We start from the raw sequence: 16986 nt of genomic DNA, 5'->3' as shown, positions 1-16986 counted from the left end.
CCCCCCCGAATGATCGCTATTGAAGGACTCTGCTTTTCCTGGCCTGACGGCACAAAGGCCATCGACCATATCAGCCTTGCTGTCGGCGAAGGTGATTCCGTGGGTATTGTGGGGGCAAATGGCGCTGGAAAATCGACGCTGGTCAACCACCTGAATGGCTACTTTCTGCCCCAGAAGGGCTCCATTTCGATTGGCGGCGTAGACCTGAACAAAAAGAATCTTGACCGAATCCACAGGATGGTTGGTCTGCTCTTTCAAAATCCGGATGACCAGCTTTTTACGGCACGGCTTTATGATGATGTTGCGTTCGGGCCGGAGAATCTGGGGATGGATGCGGCCGAGGTCGCAATGGTGGTTGAAGCGAGGCTCCGTGAGCTGAACCTCTGGGAGCTGCGCAACAGAGCGCCTTCACAGCTTTCGCAGGGTCAAAAGCGCTTTGCCTCCTTTGCTGCGGTTCTGGTCATGAAACCGGAGGTGATGGTGATGGATGAACCCACTGCCGATCTTGACCCGAAAAACCGCAGAAAACTGATCAACCTGGTTAACGGGCTTGGCATAACAAGAATAACGGTATCACACGACCTTGATTTTATCCAGGATACCTGCCAGCGAGTCTGCATCATGAAGCAGGGGCGCATTACGGCTGACGGGCCGACAGAAGAGATTCTCGGGAACAGGGAGCTGCTTGAGGCCAACGATCTGGAACTGCCGCTCCGCCTTCAGCGATAGCCCCCCTACCCTTCCAGTCTTGATGTCAGCTCTTCGACCATCTTTTTGTCGGCAAGCTTGACGGTAATTTCAGCAATGGCGCGGGTGGTATTGACGTGGAAAACAACAACGTCAAAGAGATCGGTCATACGCACGATTGCTGTTAAATCGCTGATATATTTGCTGATGCCGAGAAAGCTCAGGGGAAGAAGGCATTTGACGTGGTAGGGATTGCTGAGAAATATCCCGTAGGGCTGGATTTTCAGCACGCTGCCGGTAAAGGTCACGCCAATGTCGGGGAGGGGAAGCGAAAATTCCTGATCGTTACCCGACGCTGAGCCATCGGTGCGCATACCCTCTCCCGACCGGAGCTGTTCAATACGCTCCTTGAGGAGTGCAAGGTCATGATAGGCTATGCCGGGTTCGGCGAGCAGCTCTCTGGCGCTCAGCCCCTGGGTGGAGTAGACCAGAACCTCTTTTCCCTTCTCTTTCAGGGCCCTCAGCAGGGGTATAAAATCACTGTCGCCACTGAACAGAATAAAGGTGTCGTACTGATCGGCTCGGCTCAGAGCGTCTACAACAAGTTCTACATCGAGATTGCCTTTCATGACGATGACTCCGGTCTCCTTGTTGACGATCTTTTTGACCGGTTTTGAGGTGATATGGTAGCCGTGGGCCATCAGCACTCTGGTAAATGCGGCATTTTCTTCGGAGACGGGTTCTGATGCCGGGACGTAATAATTTGCCTCTACGGTGGCGTAACCGGAGATAAAAAAGGCCATCAGACGGGAAAAATCTATCTGCCATCCCAGATGGCGCTGTGTATAAAAAAGGTTGGCTCCATCAATAAAAACAGCCGCTCTGCCCATAATAATCTCTCTTTTCTTCATCTTTTGTCAGGTATTGACTGAAACGTCAGTCGAACAATAAACACGCGTGAGGCCTTAACCATTCAGTCGTGCAGGTTCATCTCAAACCCCGGAGCTGCCGTGCGGCCTCGATGACTCTTGCTGTCAGCCAGGCGGTAAAGGCGGGGGTGCTGTTAATGCAGGGAATTGATGTTACATTTTTTACCGATGCCGTCGCGGCAAGCTCCGCTGCACGGTGGATGGTTTCGTTGCCGTCAGCAAAATAACCGCCGGCGAAAAGGTCAACGCTTCCGGCTCCGTTTTGCCGAAGCTTCGCGCAGCTCTCTTCAAAGGAGGGTTTTGTCCACTCTCCGCCAACATTATGGTTGAGGTAGACCGTCTCAATCCGGCTATATGGATTTCGGGGATCCTCTTCAATGAGTTGCTGGAGGCGCCGGGCGAAATGGCGTGTTTCATCAAGACCGGTACGAAACTGTGGGGTATTTCCTTTGGTATCGGCAACCAGCGTACCATGAAAAAGCAGAAGGAGGGTTTGCGCTTCGCTACCGGGAGCCTGGCGCAGGGAACGTTGCTCAAACAGGTGATCGCAATAAATGGAGTAGAGCTGCTCATCGTTCCAGAAGCGACTGAGAACCTTGACCTTCCCGAGCTCCTCAGCTTTGCGGGAGTTGGCCAGACAGGAGCAGATCAGACCACAGGAGAGGCTGCTGTCGATGGGCGCCATGGAGACGATAACCTGAGCGTCACTGGAGCGTGTCTGTTCCATGACATGCTCCACATAAGGGGGCGAAGCCGAAAAAGCGGCATGGACCTCGAAGTCGAAGAGCGCTGCTGCGGGAGAGTGATTGAGCTGGCGCTGCAGGGCGGCTGCCTGGTCGCGGGTGATGCTGTTTTGTGGCGATGCTTGCGTATCGGCTGTTGCCCGCAGCTTTTTTTTGAGTGATGAGGTAAGCGCTATCGCTCTCTGTAGCGGCTTTGGAATGGGCATAACAAGGGCCGCGTGCGCAAGCGTATGAGAGGCAACCCGGTAGTTTTCGATGAATCGGGTTGTTTCAGCCTCACCATGCGCCGCAAGAATAACGGCGATTTTCTCTCGTTGTCTCATCTGCTCTCCATGATGAGGTCAGTTTTTCCTGGGGGAAATGGTGTTGACCTCCATGCCTTCACGTAAATTTTTTGCGGGTGCAAGTGCAATCTTGTCGCCTTTTTTGAGCCCCTGCAAGATTTCAACAAAGGTCAAGTCGCTTGCTCCTGTCCGAACTGGCTGTTTTTTGAGTTTGCCGTTTGCAATTTTCCAGACAGTGCTCTGTGCGTTTTCTTCAAAGAGCGAGCTTTTTCTGACCAGAAGGGCATTCGGCCTGATATTGTAGATGATGTTTGCTGTTGCGGTCATACCTGCCTGAATGTCGGTGGCTGGATGGTCGAGCTTCAGATAGATCCTTGAGGTCTTTGTGACCCGGTCTGTTTGCTGTACAATACGGGAGACGGTGGCCTTGAAGCGCTTGTCGGGCCAGGCATCAAAGGCAACGGTCGTCGCCTGACCGAAGCGTATACGGGGAATATCGAGTTCGTCAACCTCGACGGTAACCACATAGGCCGATGGGTCAACAACCCGGGCGACAAGGCTGTTGGCTGCGACATAATCGCCCTCTTTGACGCTCTGGAGGGTGAGAATACCGGCAAAAGGGGCGCTGACTGTCAGTTTTTTCAGGTCATCTTCACGCATCTGCAACTGAAGGGCTTTCTGCCGGAGCAGCTCTTCGCCCTGGATGCTCATTTTTTCGGCCTCATCCAGCTCCTGACGCGATATTGCGCCTTCACGGAAGAGGTTCTCCTTTCTGGTTCGCCGCAGCTTGTTGTCGTGGGTCTGAGCCTGCTGTTCGGCCAGGGCAGCCTTTGCTTCACGAACGGCGAACTCTGGCTGGGGGCTGCTGAATTGAAGAATTTTCTGACCAGCGGTTACATGCTCCCCTTCGAGTGCACCGACAGAGCGTACCGTGCCCGATGTTTCAGCGCTGAGGTTGGCTACTGCTTCGGCCTCAACAAAGCCGGTTGCATAGATTGCCTGAACCAGCTCTGCATTGGTCACCTGATCGACCTCAATATCGACGGTGTTGCCCCTCGTCATCAGAAAAATGACCGTGGCAAGAAAAAGGAGAGCAAGAGCTATGGTATATTTGGGAAGAAATTTCTGTAGGGATTGCATGTGCCTGGTTTAATATGAATTCAGCTTTGGGAAGTTACCTGTTTTGATCTTTTTATCCATTCCGATCTTGGTTTTTCCATAATTTTATCAATCTTTAAAAACTGTTTCTTTTTGAAGGCCCTCCCAGGGGGGAGGAGCGCTTGTATAAAAACCACTTAATCTACACCATCAATGGGCGATAATCAAGATATGGGGAAAAGCTTTCTTGAAACGGTTAAATTTGATGACCGGGGGCTGGTGCCGGCGATTGTACAGGATCAGGAGACGGGCAAGGTGCTGATGATGGCCTGGATGAATCTTGAAAGCCTCCAGATGACTCTGGACAAGAAGAGAGCCTGTTACTGGAGCCGAAGCCGCAACAAGCTTTGGCTGAAGGGGGAATCGTCGGGCAACATGCAGGTGGTTCATGATATCCTGATCGACTGTGATGGCGATACCCTGCTCCTGAAAGTTTCACAGACTGGCGGCGCCTGCCATGTTGGCTATCACTCCTGTTTTTACCGTAAAGCCACAGAGGCGCTCTCCATGGAGATCTGTGACACGCTGATGTTTAACCCGGAAGATGTTTATGGCAAAAAAAGCTGAAGTTTCGGCGCGTCAGGCCAGGGAGAGTGCGCAATCTCTGAATCAGACGAAATCGAGGGCCTCTATCAAAAGAATGTTTGATGAGGTTGCTCCGACCTATGATTTTTTGAATCATCTGCTCAGTCTTGGAATAGATAACTATTGGCGGGCAATGGCTACGAAGAGGGCGAAGGAGGTACTCGGAACAAATCGCGCTCCACGGATTCTTGATGTGGCTACCGGCACGGGTGACCTGGCGAACTCCATGTCGAAAATAGAGGGCGCAAAGGTCTCTGCTCTTGACCTTTCGCCTGAAATGCTGGTTCTTGCAAGGAAAAAATATCCCCAGATCAGCTTTATTGAGGGCTATGCGGAGAAGCTTCCTTTCGACAATGCGAGCTTTGATGTGGTCAGCGCCGGATTTGGTGTGAGAAATTTTGAAAACCTGAATGAGGGGATGCGGGAGTTTTATCGTGTCCTGAAGCCGGGCGGCCATGCGCTCATTATTGAGCCGATGATACCGCGTAATGCGCTTATGAAAAAGCTTTACCTGGTCTATTTCAAAAAAGTACTGCCGAAAATTGCGGGATTGTTCAGCAAGTCCACCTTTGCCTACGACTATCTGCCCCACTCGGTTGAAAAGTTTCCGCAGGCTGAGGCGTTCACCGCCATCCTGAAAAAAAGCGGTTTCAAACAGGCCAATTTTTTCCCGATGACCTTTGAAACCTCCATTCTCTATGTCGCGAAAAAATAGGTGGCCGGGGTTGGAGTGAGGGTTTCTGGTGTTGTAAAAATTACTGTTGCCAGTGCCCGCGATAGAGTTGCAGGCGTTTGAGGAGCGGTATGGAGAGCGCATAGGTGCAGATACCGCCAATATCGGTCAGCAGGTCTGCGGCGGAGGCTGATCGGTAGGGCAGCCAGGACTGGACAACCTCGATGGCCAGCCCGTAGAGGATGAGCAGAATAATTTTGACGGCGCCAAACCGGCTGCGCGGAAAGGCAAAATCCACCAGAAAGGCAAGCGTTCCAAAGGCGAGAAAATGAAGTACCTTGTCGCCATTCGTGAAGGGTGGCGGCTCTATGCCGTTCAGGATGGTGGCCTGCCAACTGATAACTGCGATGGTAACAAGGAGTATCAGACGGACGGCGATCATCACCCTTTGCTCTTTCTGGTTCACCGGCGCATCTCTGATTAGAGGTTTCTGGTTGATTGTTGTCTCCGTTTACAGCATGGCTTCAAATTCATCTTCCGACACAACCCTGACTCCGAGCTTGTTGGCTTTCTGCAGCTTGCTGCCGGGGTCTTGGCCAGCAACAACCATGCCGGTCTTTTTGCTGACGGAGCCGACTACCCTGCCGCCGCGTTCAAGCACCAGTTCCGAGGCTTTCTGGCGGTCGTAGCGTTCAAGGCTGCCGGTAAAGAGTACTGTGACTCCCTCGAAATTGCGGTTGACCTGCTCTTTGGGCTCCGATGCACTGAGTTGCAGCGCTGCCGTGCGGAGTTTTTCAAGGAGGTGTGGCCATGATGGTTTTGCAAAGTAGTCGATGATGCTGCGGGCGACAACCGGGCCGATATCGGGGATGGTGGCAAGCTGCTCCTCGCTGGCCTCCCGGAGAAGATCGATGGAGGGGCAGGCTTGCGAGAGTTCACGGGCGGTGGCGCGTCCGACGTGACGGATACCGAGAGCGTAGAGGAGTCGTTCATAGCTTTTTTCCCGACTTTTCTCCAAAGCGCGCAGGATGTTTTGTGCCGATTTTGGCCCCATGCGTTCAAGCTTTTCGAGCTGTGGTTCCTGAAGAAAGTAGAGGTCGCCGGGATCTTTGACAAGCCCTTTGGCTACAAGCTGCTCGACGAGGGCGTCGCCGAGGGTCTGGATATCCATGGCATTGCGCGATGCAAAGTGCAGCAGCCGCCCTTTTATTTGGGCCGGGCACTCCTCTTCGTTCGGGCAGGAGTAACTGACTTCGTTCTCCGGTCGGACGAGCGGGGCGCCGCATGAGGGGCAATGGGTAGGCGGCAGAATGGGCATGGCATCGGCGGGGCGCTCTTCGAAGAGGGTGCGCACCACTTTGGGAATGACCTCGCCTGATTTTTCGATGATGACCCGGTCGCGGAGCATGAGCCCAAGGCGCTCGATTTCGTCGAAGTTATGGAGGGTGGAGCGGGAGACGGTTGAACCGGCAAGCAGGACGGGCTCAAGTTCGGCAACAGGGGTGATGGTGCCGAGCCGTCCTACCTGGAAGAGCACGTTTTGGAGCACCGATCTGGCCTGTTGTGCCGGATATTTGTAGGCTATGGCCCAGCGTGGGCTTTTTGCGGTTGCGCCAAGTTTTTCGCGGAAAGGGACATCGTTGAGTTTGAGCACCACTCCGTCGGTCTCGTAGGGGAGCTGCCAGCGCTTTTCTGCCCATTCGGCAATATAGGTGTTGATCTCCTCGAGGGTATTGCAGAGCCGGTAGTGGTCGCCGGTAAAGAAGCCGAGACGGGCGAGCAGTTCGAGACGATGGATGTGGGGTGTGGATTCATCCTTGAGCCCTTTCAGGTAGTAGGCAACAAAACTCATGCTGCGACGGGCCACTTCACCGGAATCCTGCAGTTTGAGTGAGCCTGCCGTGGCATTGCGGGGGTTGGCAAATCGATCTTCATCGGGACGGCTCTCGTTGAGACGTTCAAAATCCTCCTTGCGCATGAAGACTTCGCCGCGCACCTCGATCGCTCTCTCCTCCCCCTGAAGAGCTGCGACAAGAGTCTCCTCCAGTCGGAGGGGAATGGTGGCAACGGTCTTCAGATTAGCCGTGATATCATCACCCTGCCGACCGTCACCCCGTGTTGCGCCGCGTACGAGAATGCCGTCTTGGTAGATGAGGCTGATGGCAACACCGTCAAATTTCAGCTCGGCAACCATCTCCTGCTCCACAACCCCTTCGAGGGCGAGGAGTTTTCGGACGCGGTTGTAAAACTCCTCCACCTCGGTGATGGAGTAGCTGTTTGAGAGGCTGAGCATCGGCTCACGATGCTGCACTGCAGGAAATTCCCTGGTAATGGCTCCTCCCACCCGCTGCGAGGGGCTGTCGGGGGTAAGCAGTTGCGGGAATTGCCGCTCAAGGGTGATGAGTTGATCGAGAAGCTGGTCAAATTCAAAATCGGAGAGCTCCGGCTTTGCCTCAACATAGTAGAGATGGGTGTGCCGCTCGATCTCCCGGCGAAGCTGTGCAATCGCCTCTGCGGCACGAATGATATCGGTCATCGATGAAAAAAAGGTTATCTGAGTGCTGAAAATGCCCATCCGGCAAGATTTTTGAAAAAGGAGAGGGAGCCCTGAATGCCAAGTTTCTCCCAGGTTGCTGCCAGTACTTTCGGGTAGCGCCAGGCGAGCCGGAGCATCACCACTGCAAGTTCTTCAATCTTCATTTCGTCGCGGAACATGGCTTGACGATAGCGCTGGGGCAGGTCGTCGAGCACAATCATCACCTCGTTCATCAGGTCGTTGACAAAGTTGGGTTCATCGGTGGCCTTGTTGAAGCACATGTATTTCATGAGGTTGGCCATCGAGGCGACGTTTGGTTCATAGGCGCTGATTTTTTCGAGGTGCTTTTTGGCGAGGTTGTTTTCCGTGAGCGCCCGGTCAAGATCGGCTGTGAGGTGGTGGAGGTTGCGAACCATTGATCCAAAGCCGCAGAAGGTGAGCGGAGAGCCGAGTGATGCGGCGTCGCCGAAGAGAATGATGTGGCTATCGGCAATCTCACGGCTCCGGTTAAACCCGTCATGACAGTAGGCTGGAATGATGCCGTAGACGGGACGATGGATCTGAAAATCCTTGCCGGGCTTTTTGTAGTCCGGAAGCGTGATGAAGTAGCTCTCGAAGAGGCTGAGCAGGGATTTGTCGTTCGGGGAGTCGGCCTCGTCATAGAAGAAGAGGTAGGTGATATAGTTTCTCCCTTCAGCAGGAAAGCCTTCCCAGATCAATTGCCGCCCTTTTTCAGCCGATGTATCGGCAGGCCCGATGCTCGCAAGAATTTCACCGATATCGAACACTGCATTTTCAAAACCGCTCGCTATGGTGCCTACCGTCGGGCAGACGTGGGTCTGGGGAATGCCTTCGTTGAGCTGCATGGCAATGGGCGAGAGGATGCCCATCACATCGACCAGTACCTTGCTCTTGTAGAAGAAGGGGTTGCCCTGGCGATCTTCTACCTGCACAATGATGTGGTCGTCAAATTGATAACAACGGACAAAGCTGGTTTCGGCAAGAAGGGCGTTGCCCGGTGCGCCGAGGATTCTCTCTTTTGCCAGATTGAGTAACCGGTCGGCATCAACGGCGCAATCGAGCACGTTTTCCATAACAAGCCGCTTCTGCTTGCCATCAGGCTGGTAAAACTCGACCCAGCCGTTTTTGTAGCGGCGGCCAATGGTCGAGTCAACTTCTCGTTCGGTAAAGAGCCCGATGGCGGAGAGATTCATCAGCTCGTTCCTTGAAATATTCCAGTCTCTGGTCGATTTTGCCGGTGTCTGGCGGTCAAAAATCAACACTTTACGTCCATACTTCCCCGCCATCACGGCTGCATGGAGCAGACTGAGGGTTCCTCCTGCATAAATCAGATCATATTCGCCGCTGATAAGGGCATCTTTTGGCAGGGTATCGCCCGGCATGATCACTTGCCGGAGAGGTTGCTTTAACCGCTCCCAGTAACGGTCGAGTTCCATGATACGCTGCAGATGCTGCTCTGCATCCGGGAGCAGTGAAAATGCCTGGAAGAGATGGGGGTGGGTCAGCCTGATGTTATCGAGTAGCAAGGTCATGGATTGGTATGGATAAAGATAGGTTCGTGCCGATCGTTTAATTTAGCTGCCGGAGAGTGGTTCTGCCATCGTTCGAAGTGGCCGGTCACTCTCGATCTGTCCGTCTACCAGATGAATTCGTCGTCCCGCACGGTTTGCAAACTCTTCATCGTGGGTAACGACGATAACGGTCTGGTTCAGCTCACGGTTCAGACGGTCAAAGAGTTGATAGACATTGTTGGCCGAGCGGGAGTCAAGATTTCCGGTCGGTTCATCGCCAAGCAGCACTTTGGGTTCGTTGGCCAGCGCCCGTGCAATGGCAACCCGCTGCTGCTGGCCACCGGAGAGCTGGCTTGGCTTGTTGGTATATTTGTTCTGCATGTCAACCATGTCGAGCAGTTTCATGGCCCGCTCCCTGATCTCTTTTTTGGTGCGACGACCATTGATCATCATCGGCATACTGACATTTTCAACGGCATTGAACTCGGGAAGCAAAAAGTGAAACTGATAGATAAAGCCAATTTTTTCATTTCTGATATGGTTCATCTCGGTTTCATTTTTTTCGGTAATTGCCTCCCCGTCGAGCCATACCGTGCCGGAGGTTGGCTTGTCGAGCCCTCCCATGATATAGAGAAGGGTGGATTTGCCCGAACCCGACGGTCCTGTTATAGCGACAAACTCCCCTGCCATGATTTCCAGCGAAAGGTTTGGAATGATAGTCTGGCGAATAGCCTTGGAGAGGCCAAGCTCTTTGCGGATTTTTTCAAGCCTGAGAATCGTTTCAGCCATCGGTTGCCACCTTCGTTGTTCTGGATTTCGCCGGGTAAGTGCCTTGAGTAAAAAAAGATCCCTGAAAAGTGGCACTGTGGGATATTATAACAAAAAAGGCAGAAAGAGGGATAGCTATTTTTTTGATGCGATCAGGAGTTCGATTATTGTATATGCGTGAAAAGAGCTTTATATTGCGGTATAACCAGGTGAGTAAAAAAGAGCCCCCGCTTCCGAGCTTCGTGAATGTTGCCTTTTCGAAACATAATCTCATAAACCTCAAGAAATAAATAGAATATGAACGCTTTCCGCTCTATTCTCCCGTTTCTCGTTGCGACATGTTTTTCTTCTGCCGCTCTGGCTGCCAATGTCGTCAAGATTGCCATCACAGGTCCTTTTTCAGGCGGATCAGCCCCGATGGGCGCCTCTATGAGGGATGGCGCCAAGCTGGCTTTTTCCCAGATCAATCAGAAAGGCGGTATCAATGTCGGCGGAACCATGATGCGCGTGGAGCTGATTGAACGCGACGATGAGGGGAAAAATGATCGTGGCGCCCTGATTGCCCAGGAGATTTCGTCGATGAGCGATGTCTCGGCCGTCATCGGGACGGTCAACACCGGTATTGCTGTGATGGGTGACAAGTATTACGTTGAGAAGGGAATCGTCAAAATCATTACTCCTGCCGCCGGAAGCGCCTCAATGACGCAATGGAGCAGTGCGGGTAACAGGGAGCTGCCTATTTTCCGCTTTGCCGCACATGATGGCATTCAGTCACAGATGGTTGTAGAGCAGGCTGTAAAGATGGGGTGCCGGAAGGTTGCAATTTTGCACGATGCAACAAACTACGGGGTTTCGGGACGTGATGACCTTATCCGCCAGGTCAACAGGCAGGGTGGCAGGCTGAAAGTGGTGGCTATCGAGAAGTTCGGCATCGGTGACAAGGATATGACCGGGCAGCTCATCAAGGCGAAGGCCGCCGGTGCACAGGCAATCCTTATCTGGGGTATCGGGCCTGAGCTTGCCGCCGTTGCCTCAGGGAAGCAGAAACTGGGTTTCAGGGTTCCTCTGATTGGGGGATGGCCACTCTCCATGAGCAATTTTATTGATACGGCCGGGGCTGCTGGCAATGGCGCTTTGATGCCACAGACCTTTATTGAGGATGAGTCGATAGCAAGGGCGAAACCTTTTATACAGGCTTACCGCAGGGCTTATGGCGTCGCAAGGATTCCTTCTCCGGTTTCGGCTGCACAGGGTTATGACGCGGCCCTGCTGCTTGCTGAGGCTATTCATGAGGCGGGTTCTACGAAGCCGTCGAGCATCAAGAGTGCATTGGAAAATCTCAAGGTGACCGTCAGGGGGAGCATCGCTGACTGGAAAAAGCCATGGTCGAAGTGGAATCCGGCAAATGTGGAGACACATGAGGCCTTCCGCCGCTCGAACACGGTCATGGGCAAGGTGCAGAACAGCAGGGTTGTGCTGGCTAATCCGGCTGACCGGAGTGTGCTGGAGGGAAAGAGGTAATGAGCTACGCTGACCTGCGACTATGAATGGGGATCTTCTGGCTCTGGCTCAAATGGCTGTCGGCGGCGGGCTGATGGGCATGGCCTATGCATTGGTGGCGTATGGGTTTCAGCTCACTCATGCGGCGGGCAAGGCGGTTAACTTTGGACAGGGTGAACTGGTGATGCTTGGCGCTTTTGTTGGCCTGACTCTCTCTGATTCCGCTCTTCCCTACTGGGCTTCCGTAGCAGGCGCTATGGTGGCGGGCGCTGCTCTCGGGTGGTTTGTTGAGCGTTCTGCGGTGCGGCTGGCCCTGCAGCAGCAGAATGAGGGGTGGATTCTGCTGACCATCATTGTGGGGCTGTTTGGTGTTTCCGCTGCGGAGAATATCTGGGGACGTGATGACAGAGCCTTTCCGGCACCCTGGCCTGACGGGGTGCTGGAGTTTTTCGGGATATCGGTTACCTGGCCTGAGCTGGCCATCGCCGGTGGCGCTTTGGGCATCATGGCGTTGATAGAGCTTGCGAAGCGGTACACCATGATCGGTATTGCTGTGCAGGCTGTCAGCGCTGATCAGGATGCTGCCGAGCTTTGCGGCATTCGCTCGCAATCGGCGATCTCCCTTTCATGGGCGCTCTCCGGAATGGCGGCGGCATTTGCCGGAACCATCATTGCTCCTGTAACGACCGTCGGGCCAACTATGGCGGCGGCGTTAACGCTGAAGGCCTTTTCGGTAGCAGTGGTTGCCGGTCTCAGTAGTGGTTTCGGGCTTCTGCTTACGGGAGTTGTGTTCGGGGCTACGGAAAATATTTCCGGTTTTCTGCTCGGAAGTGGATGGCGCGAGGCTCCTGCTCTTGTGCTGCTGATCCTTGCACTCGCAATTCGTCCCCAGGGTCTCTTTGGTAAAAAAATAATCAGGAAAGTCTGAGGGAGAAATCATGTTCGCTGCTCTTGATGTGGGTGTGAGGGAGAAAACGGCAGAACGAATCGTACGTGCTGCCATGTTCATTGCTCTGGCTGCGCTTCCGACTTTCTGGCATGGTCAGTATGCTCTTGGCCTGCTTACGCTGATGGCGGTCTATGGCGTTCTTCTTATCGGTCTTGACGCAACGGTGGGATATCTGGGTCAGGTCAACCTTGCCCAGGCGGCGCTGTTTGCGCTCGGCGCTTATGGCGCGGCTCTTGCCGTACAGGCTGGCGCTCCCCTGCCGTTGGCGCTGGTGGCTGGAATCGCTGCCGCCCTGATTCCCGGCGCTGCTCTGGCGCTGCCAGCCCTGCGGCTTGAAGGACCGCAGTTTGCGCTTTCCACCCTCTCTTTCGCGACCCTGTCGGTTATTGTCCTTAATGAGTTTGAGTCGGTTACCAATGGCGCTCTTGGCTTATCCGTTACCAGGCCCCGGCTTTTCGGGCTGATCCTCGACTCTACCGGTTTTTACTGGCTCTGTCTGGCGACCCTGTTCGTTGCCTGGGAGGCTTCACAGAGCCTGCTCAAGTCGCGTTTCGGGCTGGCTATTGAGGCGTTACGTGACTCGCCAACCGCCACTGATGCGCTTGGTATTGGCGCCCTGAGGCACAAGGTACTCGCATTCGCGTGGGGAAGTACGCTTGCCGGTTTGGCCGGAGGGTTACATACGATGAATTTTGGCTATCTGCAGCCGGGGGCTTTCGGATATGAGCTGATGGTTATACTGCTGCTTGGCGTTGTTTTCGGGGGCAGGCGAAGCCAGTGGGGAGCCTTCCTCGGGGCTGCAGTTGTGGCCATGTTGCCCAATCTGCTCTCGAACCGCACGCTTTTTTCCGTTCTCGTCTCTGCAGGATGCATTCTGACCTTTGTTCCGACCTTTCGTGCGCTGCTGTCGAGACGGGCGCCTGTTTTTCGCGAGGTCGCTCCTGCCTCTGCCATGGCGTTGGCGGTCGCCCTCTCATTTTTTGTGCAAAATGTGGAGGATTGGCGCAAGGGGATTTTTGCGTTGTTCCTTTTTGCCGTTGTTGTCGGGTTTCCGAATGGAATTGCGGGAGCGATGACGACTACACTCCAGAGGCTGATACGTTTTGCTCCTCTTCCTTTGCCGCCGGCAGCGGGAGGGATCGGCTCTTCAAGAAGAGCGAAGGGGATCGCTCTGCGCCTGACCGACCTCTGTAAATCATTCGGCGGTGTGCGTGCTGTGGAGAGTGTTTCACTGGAAATCAGGGAGGGTGAGACGCTCGGTCTGATCGGGCCTAACGGATCGGGGAAAACAACGTTGGTGAATCTGATTTCCGGCCTCTATGCCCCTGATAGTGGTTCGGTTACCATTGCCGGCAGGAGTCCTGTTCCCGGCAGTCTGATGTCGGCATGTGCGGCGGGCGCATCCCGAACCTTTCAGAACCTGCAGTCTTTCTCCGGCCTGACTGCACTGGAGTCGGTGCTTGTTTGCCTGAAGGAGGGGGGAGAGCGGGAGGCTCTGGGCTGGTTGCTTGCTGTCGGTCTGGGAGAGAAGGCAAGAGTGCGCTGTTCCGAAATGGCGTATGGTGATTTACGATTTCTTGAAATTGCACGGGCGCTGGCTACCCGCCCCCATCTTCTGATGCTTGATGAGCCTGCGGCGGGCATGTCGAAACCGGACATTGCGAGGCTTGTTCTGCTGATCGCCTCGATTAAAGAGGCCGGGGTTCCTATTTTGCTTATTGAGCACCATCAGGATGTGGTCGCTGAGCTTTGCGACCGGGTTGCTGTGATGGATGGCGGGCGTCTGATTGCACTCGGCACTCCAAATCAGGTACGACGCGACCCCAAAGTAATTGAGGCCTATCTGGGGAGTGATGACACTGAAACAGGGAATAATGAGCTGCTGCCATGCTGAAAGTGGAAAACCTGCGCGCCGGATACAGCGGCGATGATGCTGTTCGGGGGATTTCAATAGAGGTTGCCGAGAGATCGTGTGTTGCACTTGTCGGAGCCAATGGCGCGGGCAAGAGCACACTGGTGAAGTCCGTGTGCGGACTGCTCACTCCGAGGGGAGGCAAGGTACTTTTTGGAGGAGAAGAGATTATGGGGCTCCCTGCCAGCCAGGTAGCCAGACGCGGACTCTCTCTTTGCCCGGAAGGAAGACGGCTCTTCGCTCCCCTCTCGGTTGAGGAAAATCTGCTGCTTGGCGCCTATCCGCGCCTTCCCTCTTTCGGCCCTTTTCGCCGGGCAGCCTCAGGCGATCTGCAGCGGATCTATGAGATGTTCCCCCGTCTTGGAGAACGGCGCTCACAGCAGGCCGGGAGCCTTTCGGGCGGAGAGCAGCAGATGCTTGCCATTGGCCGCCTCCTTATGGCCCGCCCACGTCTTATGATTCTTGATGAGCCTTCGATGGGGCTTGCACCCATGCTGGTCAAGGAGGTCTTTCTTGCCATCTCTTCGCTCCGCGCCTCCGGTATGACGATTCTTCTTTCTGAACAGTTTGCCAAGAGCGCCCTGGCCGTCTCCGACCGCGCCTATATCATTGAACAGGGTCGCGTTGTGCTGGAGGGTTCCAGTGCAGCGCTGGCAAAAGATCCTGCGGTGATGGCGGCATACCTCGGCTGAGGGCAGGAGAAAAAACCGCCGCCGGTTTTTAAAAAAGAGATAATCCGCTATATTCCACTCCATATAACGCTCCTCTGACCGGGCATTGAGCGCAACAGGCTGGCGCTCAAAAAAAACAACACCAATGTAGCAAAGAGAGCTTCCGGGAATCACGATAACCGAAATTAATAAGATTTTTTGCCTCTTTTGTCTTATTTTTTATTATTTTTCAGTCAATAAGCGAAGAAAAAGCAGGGGCGCGAAGAAACAGGGACAACGAAAGCAAGAGCGCTGCACGTTTCCCGCAGGGAGTCAATTCCGGTTTTTCACGCGGCAAAACTCTTTTTTTTTCAGCACCGGAATAGTGGTGATGTTATAACGATAAAACAACGCAATCATGCTCTATCAACTTCCTGACTCCGATATCGAACGTTTTATCGAGGAAGATATGCCTTATGGTGATTTGACAACCTTCCTGCTCGGCATTGGCTCTCTGCAGGGGGAGATCACCTTTACCAGCCGGGAATTGACAACACTCTGCTGTACGGAGGAGGCGGCCCGTCTTCTTGAACGGTGCGGAGCAACCGTGACCTCTCTGCTTCCGAGCGGGACAACGATTGAAGCGGGCGTTACCTTCCTTTCAGCCACGGGTTCTGCCGAGAGCCTGCACGCAGGATGGAAAGTGGCACTGAACATACTGGAATATGCATCGGGCATTGCCACCCGGACACGGAAAATTGTTACACGGGTCAAGGAGGTTCATGCATCCATAACCGTCGTCACTACCCGCAAGTCCTTTCCGGGAACAAAGAAGGTTGCTATCAAGGCTATCATGGCCGGCGGTGCACTTCCGCATCGGCTTGGCTTGTCGGAGTCGCTGCTGATCTTCCGGCAGCATACTGCCTTCTGTGGCGGCCTTGAGCCTTTTCTTCAAACGGTGACGGAGCTGAAGCTGAAAGCGCCTGAACAAAAAATTATTGTTGAGGCCTTCAACCTGGAAGAGGCGCTTGCCATTGCTGCAGCGGGCGCTGATGTGGTACAGCTTGACAAGATGCAGCCTGAAGCGCTCTCCCGGCTGGTTCAGCAACTGCGTGAGGTGGCGCCCGGTGTCACCATTTCGGCGGCGGGAGGTATCAATGCGGAGAATGCTGCGGCTTATGCTGAAACCGGGGTTGATATGCTTGTGCTCTCGTCAGTCTATTTCGGTAAGCCTTCGGATATCGCTGTTGCAATCACCTCCTCAGAACCTTAAAACAGTCATGATAATGATACGATCCATGAAACGCATCGCCCTTCTCTGTTTTGTGCTCCTCTCTCTTGCTCTCCCGGCCGTGGCTGGTGAGCTGAACCTCTCTGTTGCTGCAAGCATGAAAGAGGTTATCAATGAGTTGACTGCGAGTTACACGGCAAAGCACCCTTCAACGGTGTTTCTGAAAAATTTTGGCCCATCGGGAACGCTTGCCGGTCAGATTGAAAACGGCGCTCCGGTTGACCTGTTTATTGCCGCAAACAATCAGTGGATGGATTATCTGAAAGAAAAAAATCTTGTGGATGGCGCTAACGCAAAAATGTTTGCTTACAACTCGCTGGTTTTTGCCGGGAGAACGACCAAAAAGGTGAGTTCGATGAAGGAGCTGCTGAAGCTTGACAAGATTGCCATTGGCAGTCCGAAAAGTGTGCCTGCAGGTGAGTATGCCATGACGGCCTTTAAAAATGCCGGCATTGAGATGCAGCTTGCCGGAAAGCTTGTTATGGCCAAGGATGTGAGGGAGTGCCTGATGTATGCGGAACTCGGCGAAGTTGATGGCAGCTTTGTTTACCGCACTGATGCCCTGCTGGCGCAAAAAGCCGGATTGCTTTTTGTGGTGCCGCAAAAGCTCTATCCAAGAGTGACCTACCCGATGGCGTTGACCGTAAAGGCGGCAAAAAATGGGGAGGCAAAGGCTTTCTATCTCTTCCTGCAGGGTGCTGAGGCTCAATCGGTTCTGCGCAAATATGGCTTTGTCCTTAAATAGGATGAACCCGGAAAACGGCCTATACCCTTAAGATAGTTATGATG

General features: G+C 53.9%; 16 protein-coding genes. 9 read left to right on the top strand and 7 right to left on the bottom strand.

The annotated features are described in order from the left end of the window. The first annotated feature begins 9 nt into the window (after positions 1 to 9). The gene (locus PPHA_RS02460) at positions 10 to 729 is read left to right on the top strand and encodes an energy-coupling factor ABC transporter ATP-binding protein (RefSeq protein ID WP_012507311.1); all 720 of its coding nucleotides are present in this window, start codon (positions 10 to 12) and stop codon (positions 727 to 729) included. 5 nt (positions 730 to 734) lie between these two features. Here the strand turns inward: PPHA_RS02460 and PPHA_RS02455 are convergent, their stop codons facing one another. The 3 genes from PPHA_RS02455 to PPHA_RS02445 all read right to left on the bottom strand — a co-directional run bounded on the left by PPHA_RS02455 (position 735) and on the right by PPHA_RS02445 (position 3783). Beyond that, positions 735 to 1598: a LabA-like NYN domain-containing protein gene (locus PPHA_RS02455; RefSeq protein WP_012507310.1), complete on the bottom strand. Its 864-nt coding sequence runs from the start codon at positions 1596 to 1598 to the stop codon at positions 735 to 737. Between the two features lie 76 nt (positions 1599 to 1674). Next, positions 1675 to 2682: a ferrochelatase gene (locus PPHA_RS02450; protein ID WP_012507309.1), complete on the bottom strand. Its 1008-nt coding sequence runs from the start codon at positions 2680 to 2682 to the stop codon at positions 1675 to 1677. 18 nt (positions 2683 to 2700) lie between these two features. Continuing rightward, positions 2701 to 3783, bottom strand: a complete 1083-nt coding sequence (locus PPHA_RS02445; RefSeq protein WP_012507308.1) for an efflux RND transporter periplasmic adaptor subunit — start codon at positions 3781 to 3783, stop codon at positions 2701 to 2703. A 171-nt stretch (positions 3784 to 3954) separates the two neighbouring features. Here PPHA_RS02445 and hisI point away from each other — a divergent pair, with 171 nt between their 5' ends. Continuing rightward, positions 3955 to 4368, top strand: a complete 414-nt coding sequence (gene hisI, locus PPHA_RS02440) for a phosphoribosyl-AMP cyclohydrolase (RefSeq protein WP_012507307.1) — start codon at positions 3955 to 3957, stop codon at positions 4366 to 4368. After that, on the top strand, positions 4352 to 5101 hold the full coding sequence (ubiE, locus tag PPHA_RS02435) for a bifunctional demethylmenaquinone methyltransferase/2-methoxy-6-polyprenyl-1,4-benzoquinol methylase UbiE (protein ID WP_012507306.1): 750 nt from the start codon (positions 4352 to 4354) through the stop codon (positions 5099 to 5101). The genes hisI and ubiE overlap by 17 nt, the downstream gene beginning before the upstream one ends. A gap of 40 nt (positions 5102 to 5141) precedes the next feature. On the opposite strand, the gene PPHA_RS02430 is transcribed toward ubiE, so the two are convergent. The 4 genes from PPHA_RS02430 to PPHA_RS02415 all read right to left on the bottom strand — a co-directional run bounded on the left by PPHA_RS02430 (position 5142) and on the right by PPHA_RS02415 (position 9916). Next, a complete protein-coding gene (locus tag PPHA_RS02430; protein WP_012507305.1) occupies positions 5142 to 5501 on the bottom strand; it encodes a VanZ family protein in 360 nt (119 codons plus the stop codon). A gap of 69 nt (positions 5502 to 5570) precedes the next feature. Then, a complete protein-coding gene (gene ligA, locus PPHA_RS02425; protein WP_012507304.1) occupies positions 5571 to 7595 on the bottom strand; it encodes an NAD-dependent DNA ligase LigA in 2025 nt (674 codons plus the stop codon). Positions 7596 to 7609: 14 nt separating this feature from the next. Further along, on the bottom strand, positions 7610 to 9148 hold the full coding sequence (locus PPHA_RS02420; RefSeq protein WP_012507303.1) for a hypothetical protein: 1539 nt from the start codon (positions 9146 to 9148) through the stop codon (positions 7610 to 7612). Positions 9149 to 9190: 42 nt separating this feature from the next. Continuing rightward, positions 9191 to 9916 carry an ABC transporter ATP-binding protein gene (locus PPHA_RS02415; protein WP_012507302.1) on the bottom strand — a complete coding sequence of 242 codons (726 nt, stop codon included), beginning with the start codon at positions 9914 to 9916 and terminating at the stop codon, positions 9191 to 9193. Between the two features lie 276 nt (positions 9917 to 10192). Here PPHA_RS02415 and PPHA_RS02405 point away from each other — a divergent pair, with 276 nt between their 5' ends. The 6 genes from PPHA_RS02405 (at position 10193) to modA (ending at position 16942) form a co-directional block, all read left to right on the top strand. Then, positions 10193 to 11416 carry an ABC transporter substrate-binding protein gene (locus PPHA_RS02405; RefSeq protein ID WP_012507301.1) on the top strand — a complete coding sequence of 408 codons (1224 nt, stop codon included), beginning with the start codon at positions 10193 to 10195 and terminating at the stop codon, positions 11414 to 11416. Positions 11417 to 11438: 22 nt separating this feature from the next. Next, entirely contained in the window at positions 11439 to 12323 is an 885-nt protein-coding gene (locus PPHA_RS02400; protein ID WP_012507300.1) for a branched-chain amino acid ABC transporter permease, read from the top strand. Positions 12324 to 12333: 10 nt separating this feature from the next. Beyond that, on the top strand, positions 12334 to 14238 hold the full coding sequence (locus PPHA_RS02395) for a branched-chain amino acid ABC transporter ATP-binding protein/permease (protein WP_012507299.1): 1905 nt from the start codon (positions 12334 to 12336) through the stop codon (positions 14236 to 14238). Next, complete coding sequence (locus tag PPHA_RS02390) at positions 14232 to 14948, top strand: ABC transporter ATP-binding protein (RefSeq protein WP_012507298.1); 717 nt, start codon at positions 14232 to 14234, stop codon at positions 14946 to 14948. The genes PPHA_RS02395 and PPHA_RS02390 overlap by 7 nt, the downstream gene beginning before the upstream one ends. Positions 14949 to 15324: 376 nt before the next feature. Beyond that, positions 15325 to 16179 (top strand): ModD protein, encoded by an 855-nt coding sequence (gene modD / locus PPHA_RS02385; protein WP_012507297.1) that lies wholly within the window; start codon positions 15325 to 15327, stop codon positions 16177 to 16179. 13 nt (positions 16180 to 16192) lie between these two features. Then, positions 16193 to 16942, top strand: coding sequence for a molybdate ABC transporter substrate-binding protein (gene modA / locus PPHA_RS02380; protein WP_012507296.1), 750 nt, complete (start codon positions 16193 to 16195; stop codon positions 16940 to 16942). Positions 16943 to 16986: the final 44 nt, after the last annotated feature.

It is taken from the genome of Pelodictyon phaeoclathratiforme BU-1 (assembly GCF_000020645.1).
Lineage (GTDB): Bacteria > Bacteroidota > Chlorobiia > Chlorobiales > Chlorobiaceae > Chlorobium > Chlorobium phaeoclathratiforme.
This window is presented reverse-complemented; position numbering and strand designations above follow the sequence as displayed.

Bases quoted from the DNA above. Each gene is read 5' to 3' on its own strand.
- PPHA_RS02460 (WP_012507311.1), top strand. From the start codon at position 10: ATGATCGCTATTGAAGGACTCTGCTTTTCCTGGCCTGACGGCACAAAG.
- PPHA_RS02455 (WP_012507310.1), bottom strand. From the start codon at position 1,598: ATGAAGAAAAGAGAGATTATTATGGGCAGAGCGGCTGTTTTTATTGAT.
- PPHA_RS02450 (WP_012507309.1), bottom strand. From the start codon at position 2,682: ATGAGACAACGAGAGAAAATCGCCGTTATTCTTGCGGCGCATGGTGAG.
- PPHA_RS02445 (WP_012507308.1), bottom strand. From the start codon at position 3,783: ATGCAATCCCTACAGAAATTTCTTCCCAAATATACCATAGCTCTTGCT.
- hisI (WP_012507307.1), top strand. From the start codon at position 3,955: ATGGGCGATAATCAAGATATGGGGAAAAGCTTTCTTGAAACGGTTAAA.
- ubiE (WP_012507306.1), top strand. From the start codon at position 4,352: ATGGCAAAAAAAGCTGAAGTTTCGGCGCGTCAGGCCAGGGAGAGTGCG.
- PPHA_RS02430 (WP_012507305.1), bottom strand. From the start codon at position 5,501: ATGATCGCCGTCCGTCTGATACTCCTTGTTACCATCGCAGTTATCAGT.
- ligA (WP_012507304.1), bottom strand. From the start codon at position 7,595: ATGACCGATATCATTCGTGCCGCAGAGGCGATTGCACAGCTTCGCCGG.
- PPHA_RS02420 (WP_012507303.1), bottom strand. From the start codon at position 9,148: ATGACCTTGCTACTCGATAACATCAGGCTGACCCACCCCCATCTCTTC.
- PPHA_RS02415 (WP_012507302.1), bottom strand. From the start codon at position 9,916: ATGGCTGAAACGATTCTCAGGCTTGAAAAAATCCGCAAAGAGCTTGGC.
- PPHA_RS02405 (WP_012507301.1), top strand. From the start codon at position 10,193: ATGAACGCTTTCCGCTCTATTCTCCCGTTTCTCGTTGCGACATGTTTT.
- PPHA_RS02400 (WP_012507300.1), top strand. From the start codon at position 11,439: ATGAATGGGGATCTTCTGGCTCTGGCTCAAATGGCTGTCGGCGGCGGG.
- PPHA_RS02395 (WP_012507299.1), top strand. From the start codon at position 12,334: ATGTTCGCTGCTCTTGATGTGGGTGTGAGGGAGAAAACGGCAGAACGA.
- PPHA_RS02390 (WP_012507298.1), top strand. From the start codon at position 14,232: ATGCTGAAAGTGGAAAACCTGCGCGCCGGATACAGCGGCGATGATGCT.
- modD (WP_012507297.1), top strand. From the start codon at position 15,325: ATGCTCTATCAACTTCCTGACTCCGATATCGAACGTTTTATCGAGGAA.
- modA (WP_012507296.1), top strand. From the start codon at position 16,193: ATGATACGATCCATGAAACGCATCGCCCTTCTCTGTTTTGTGCTCCTC.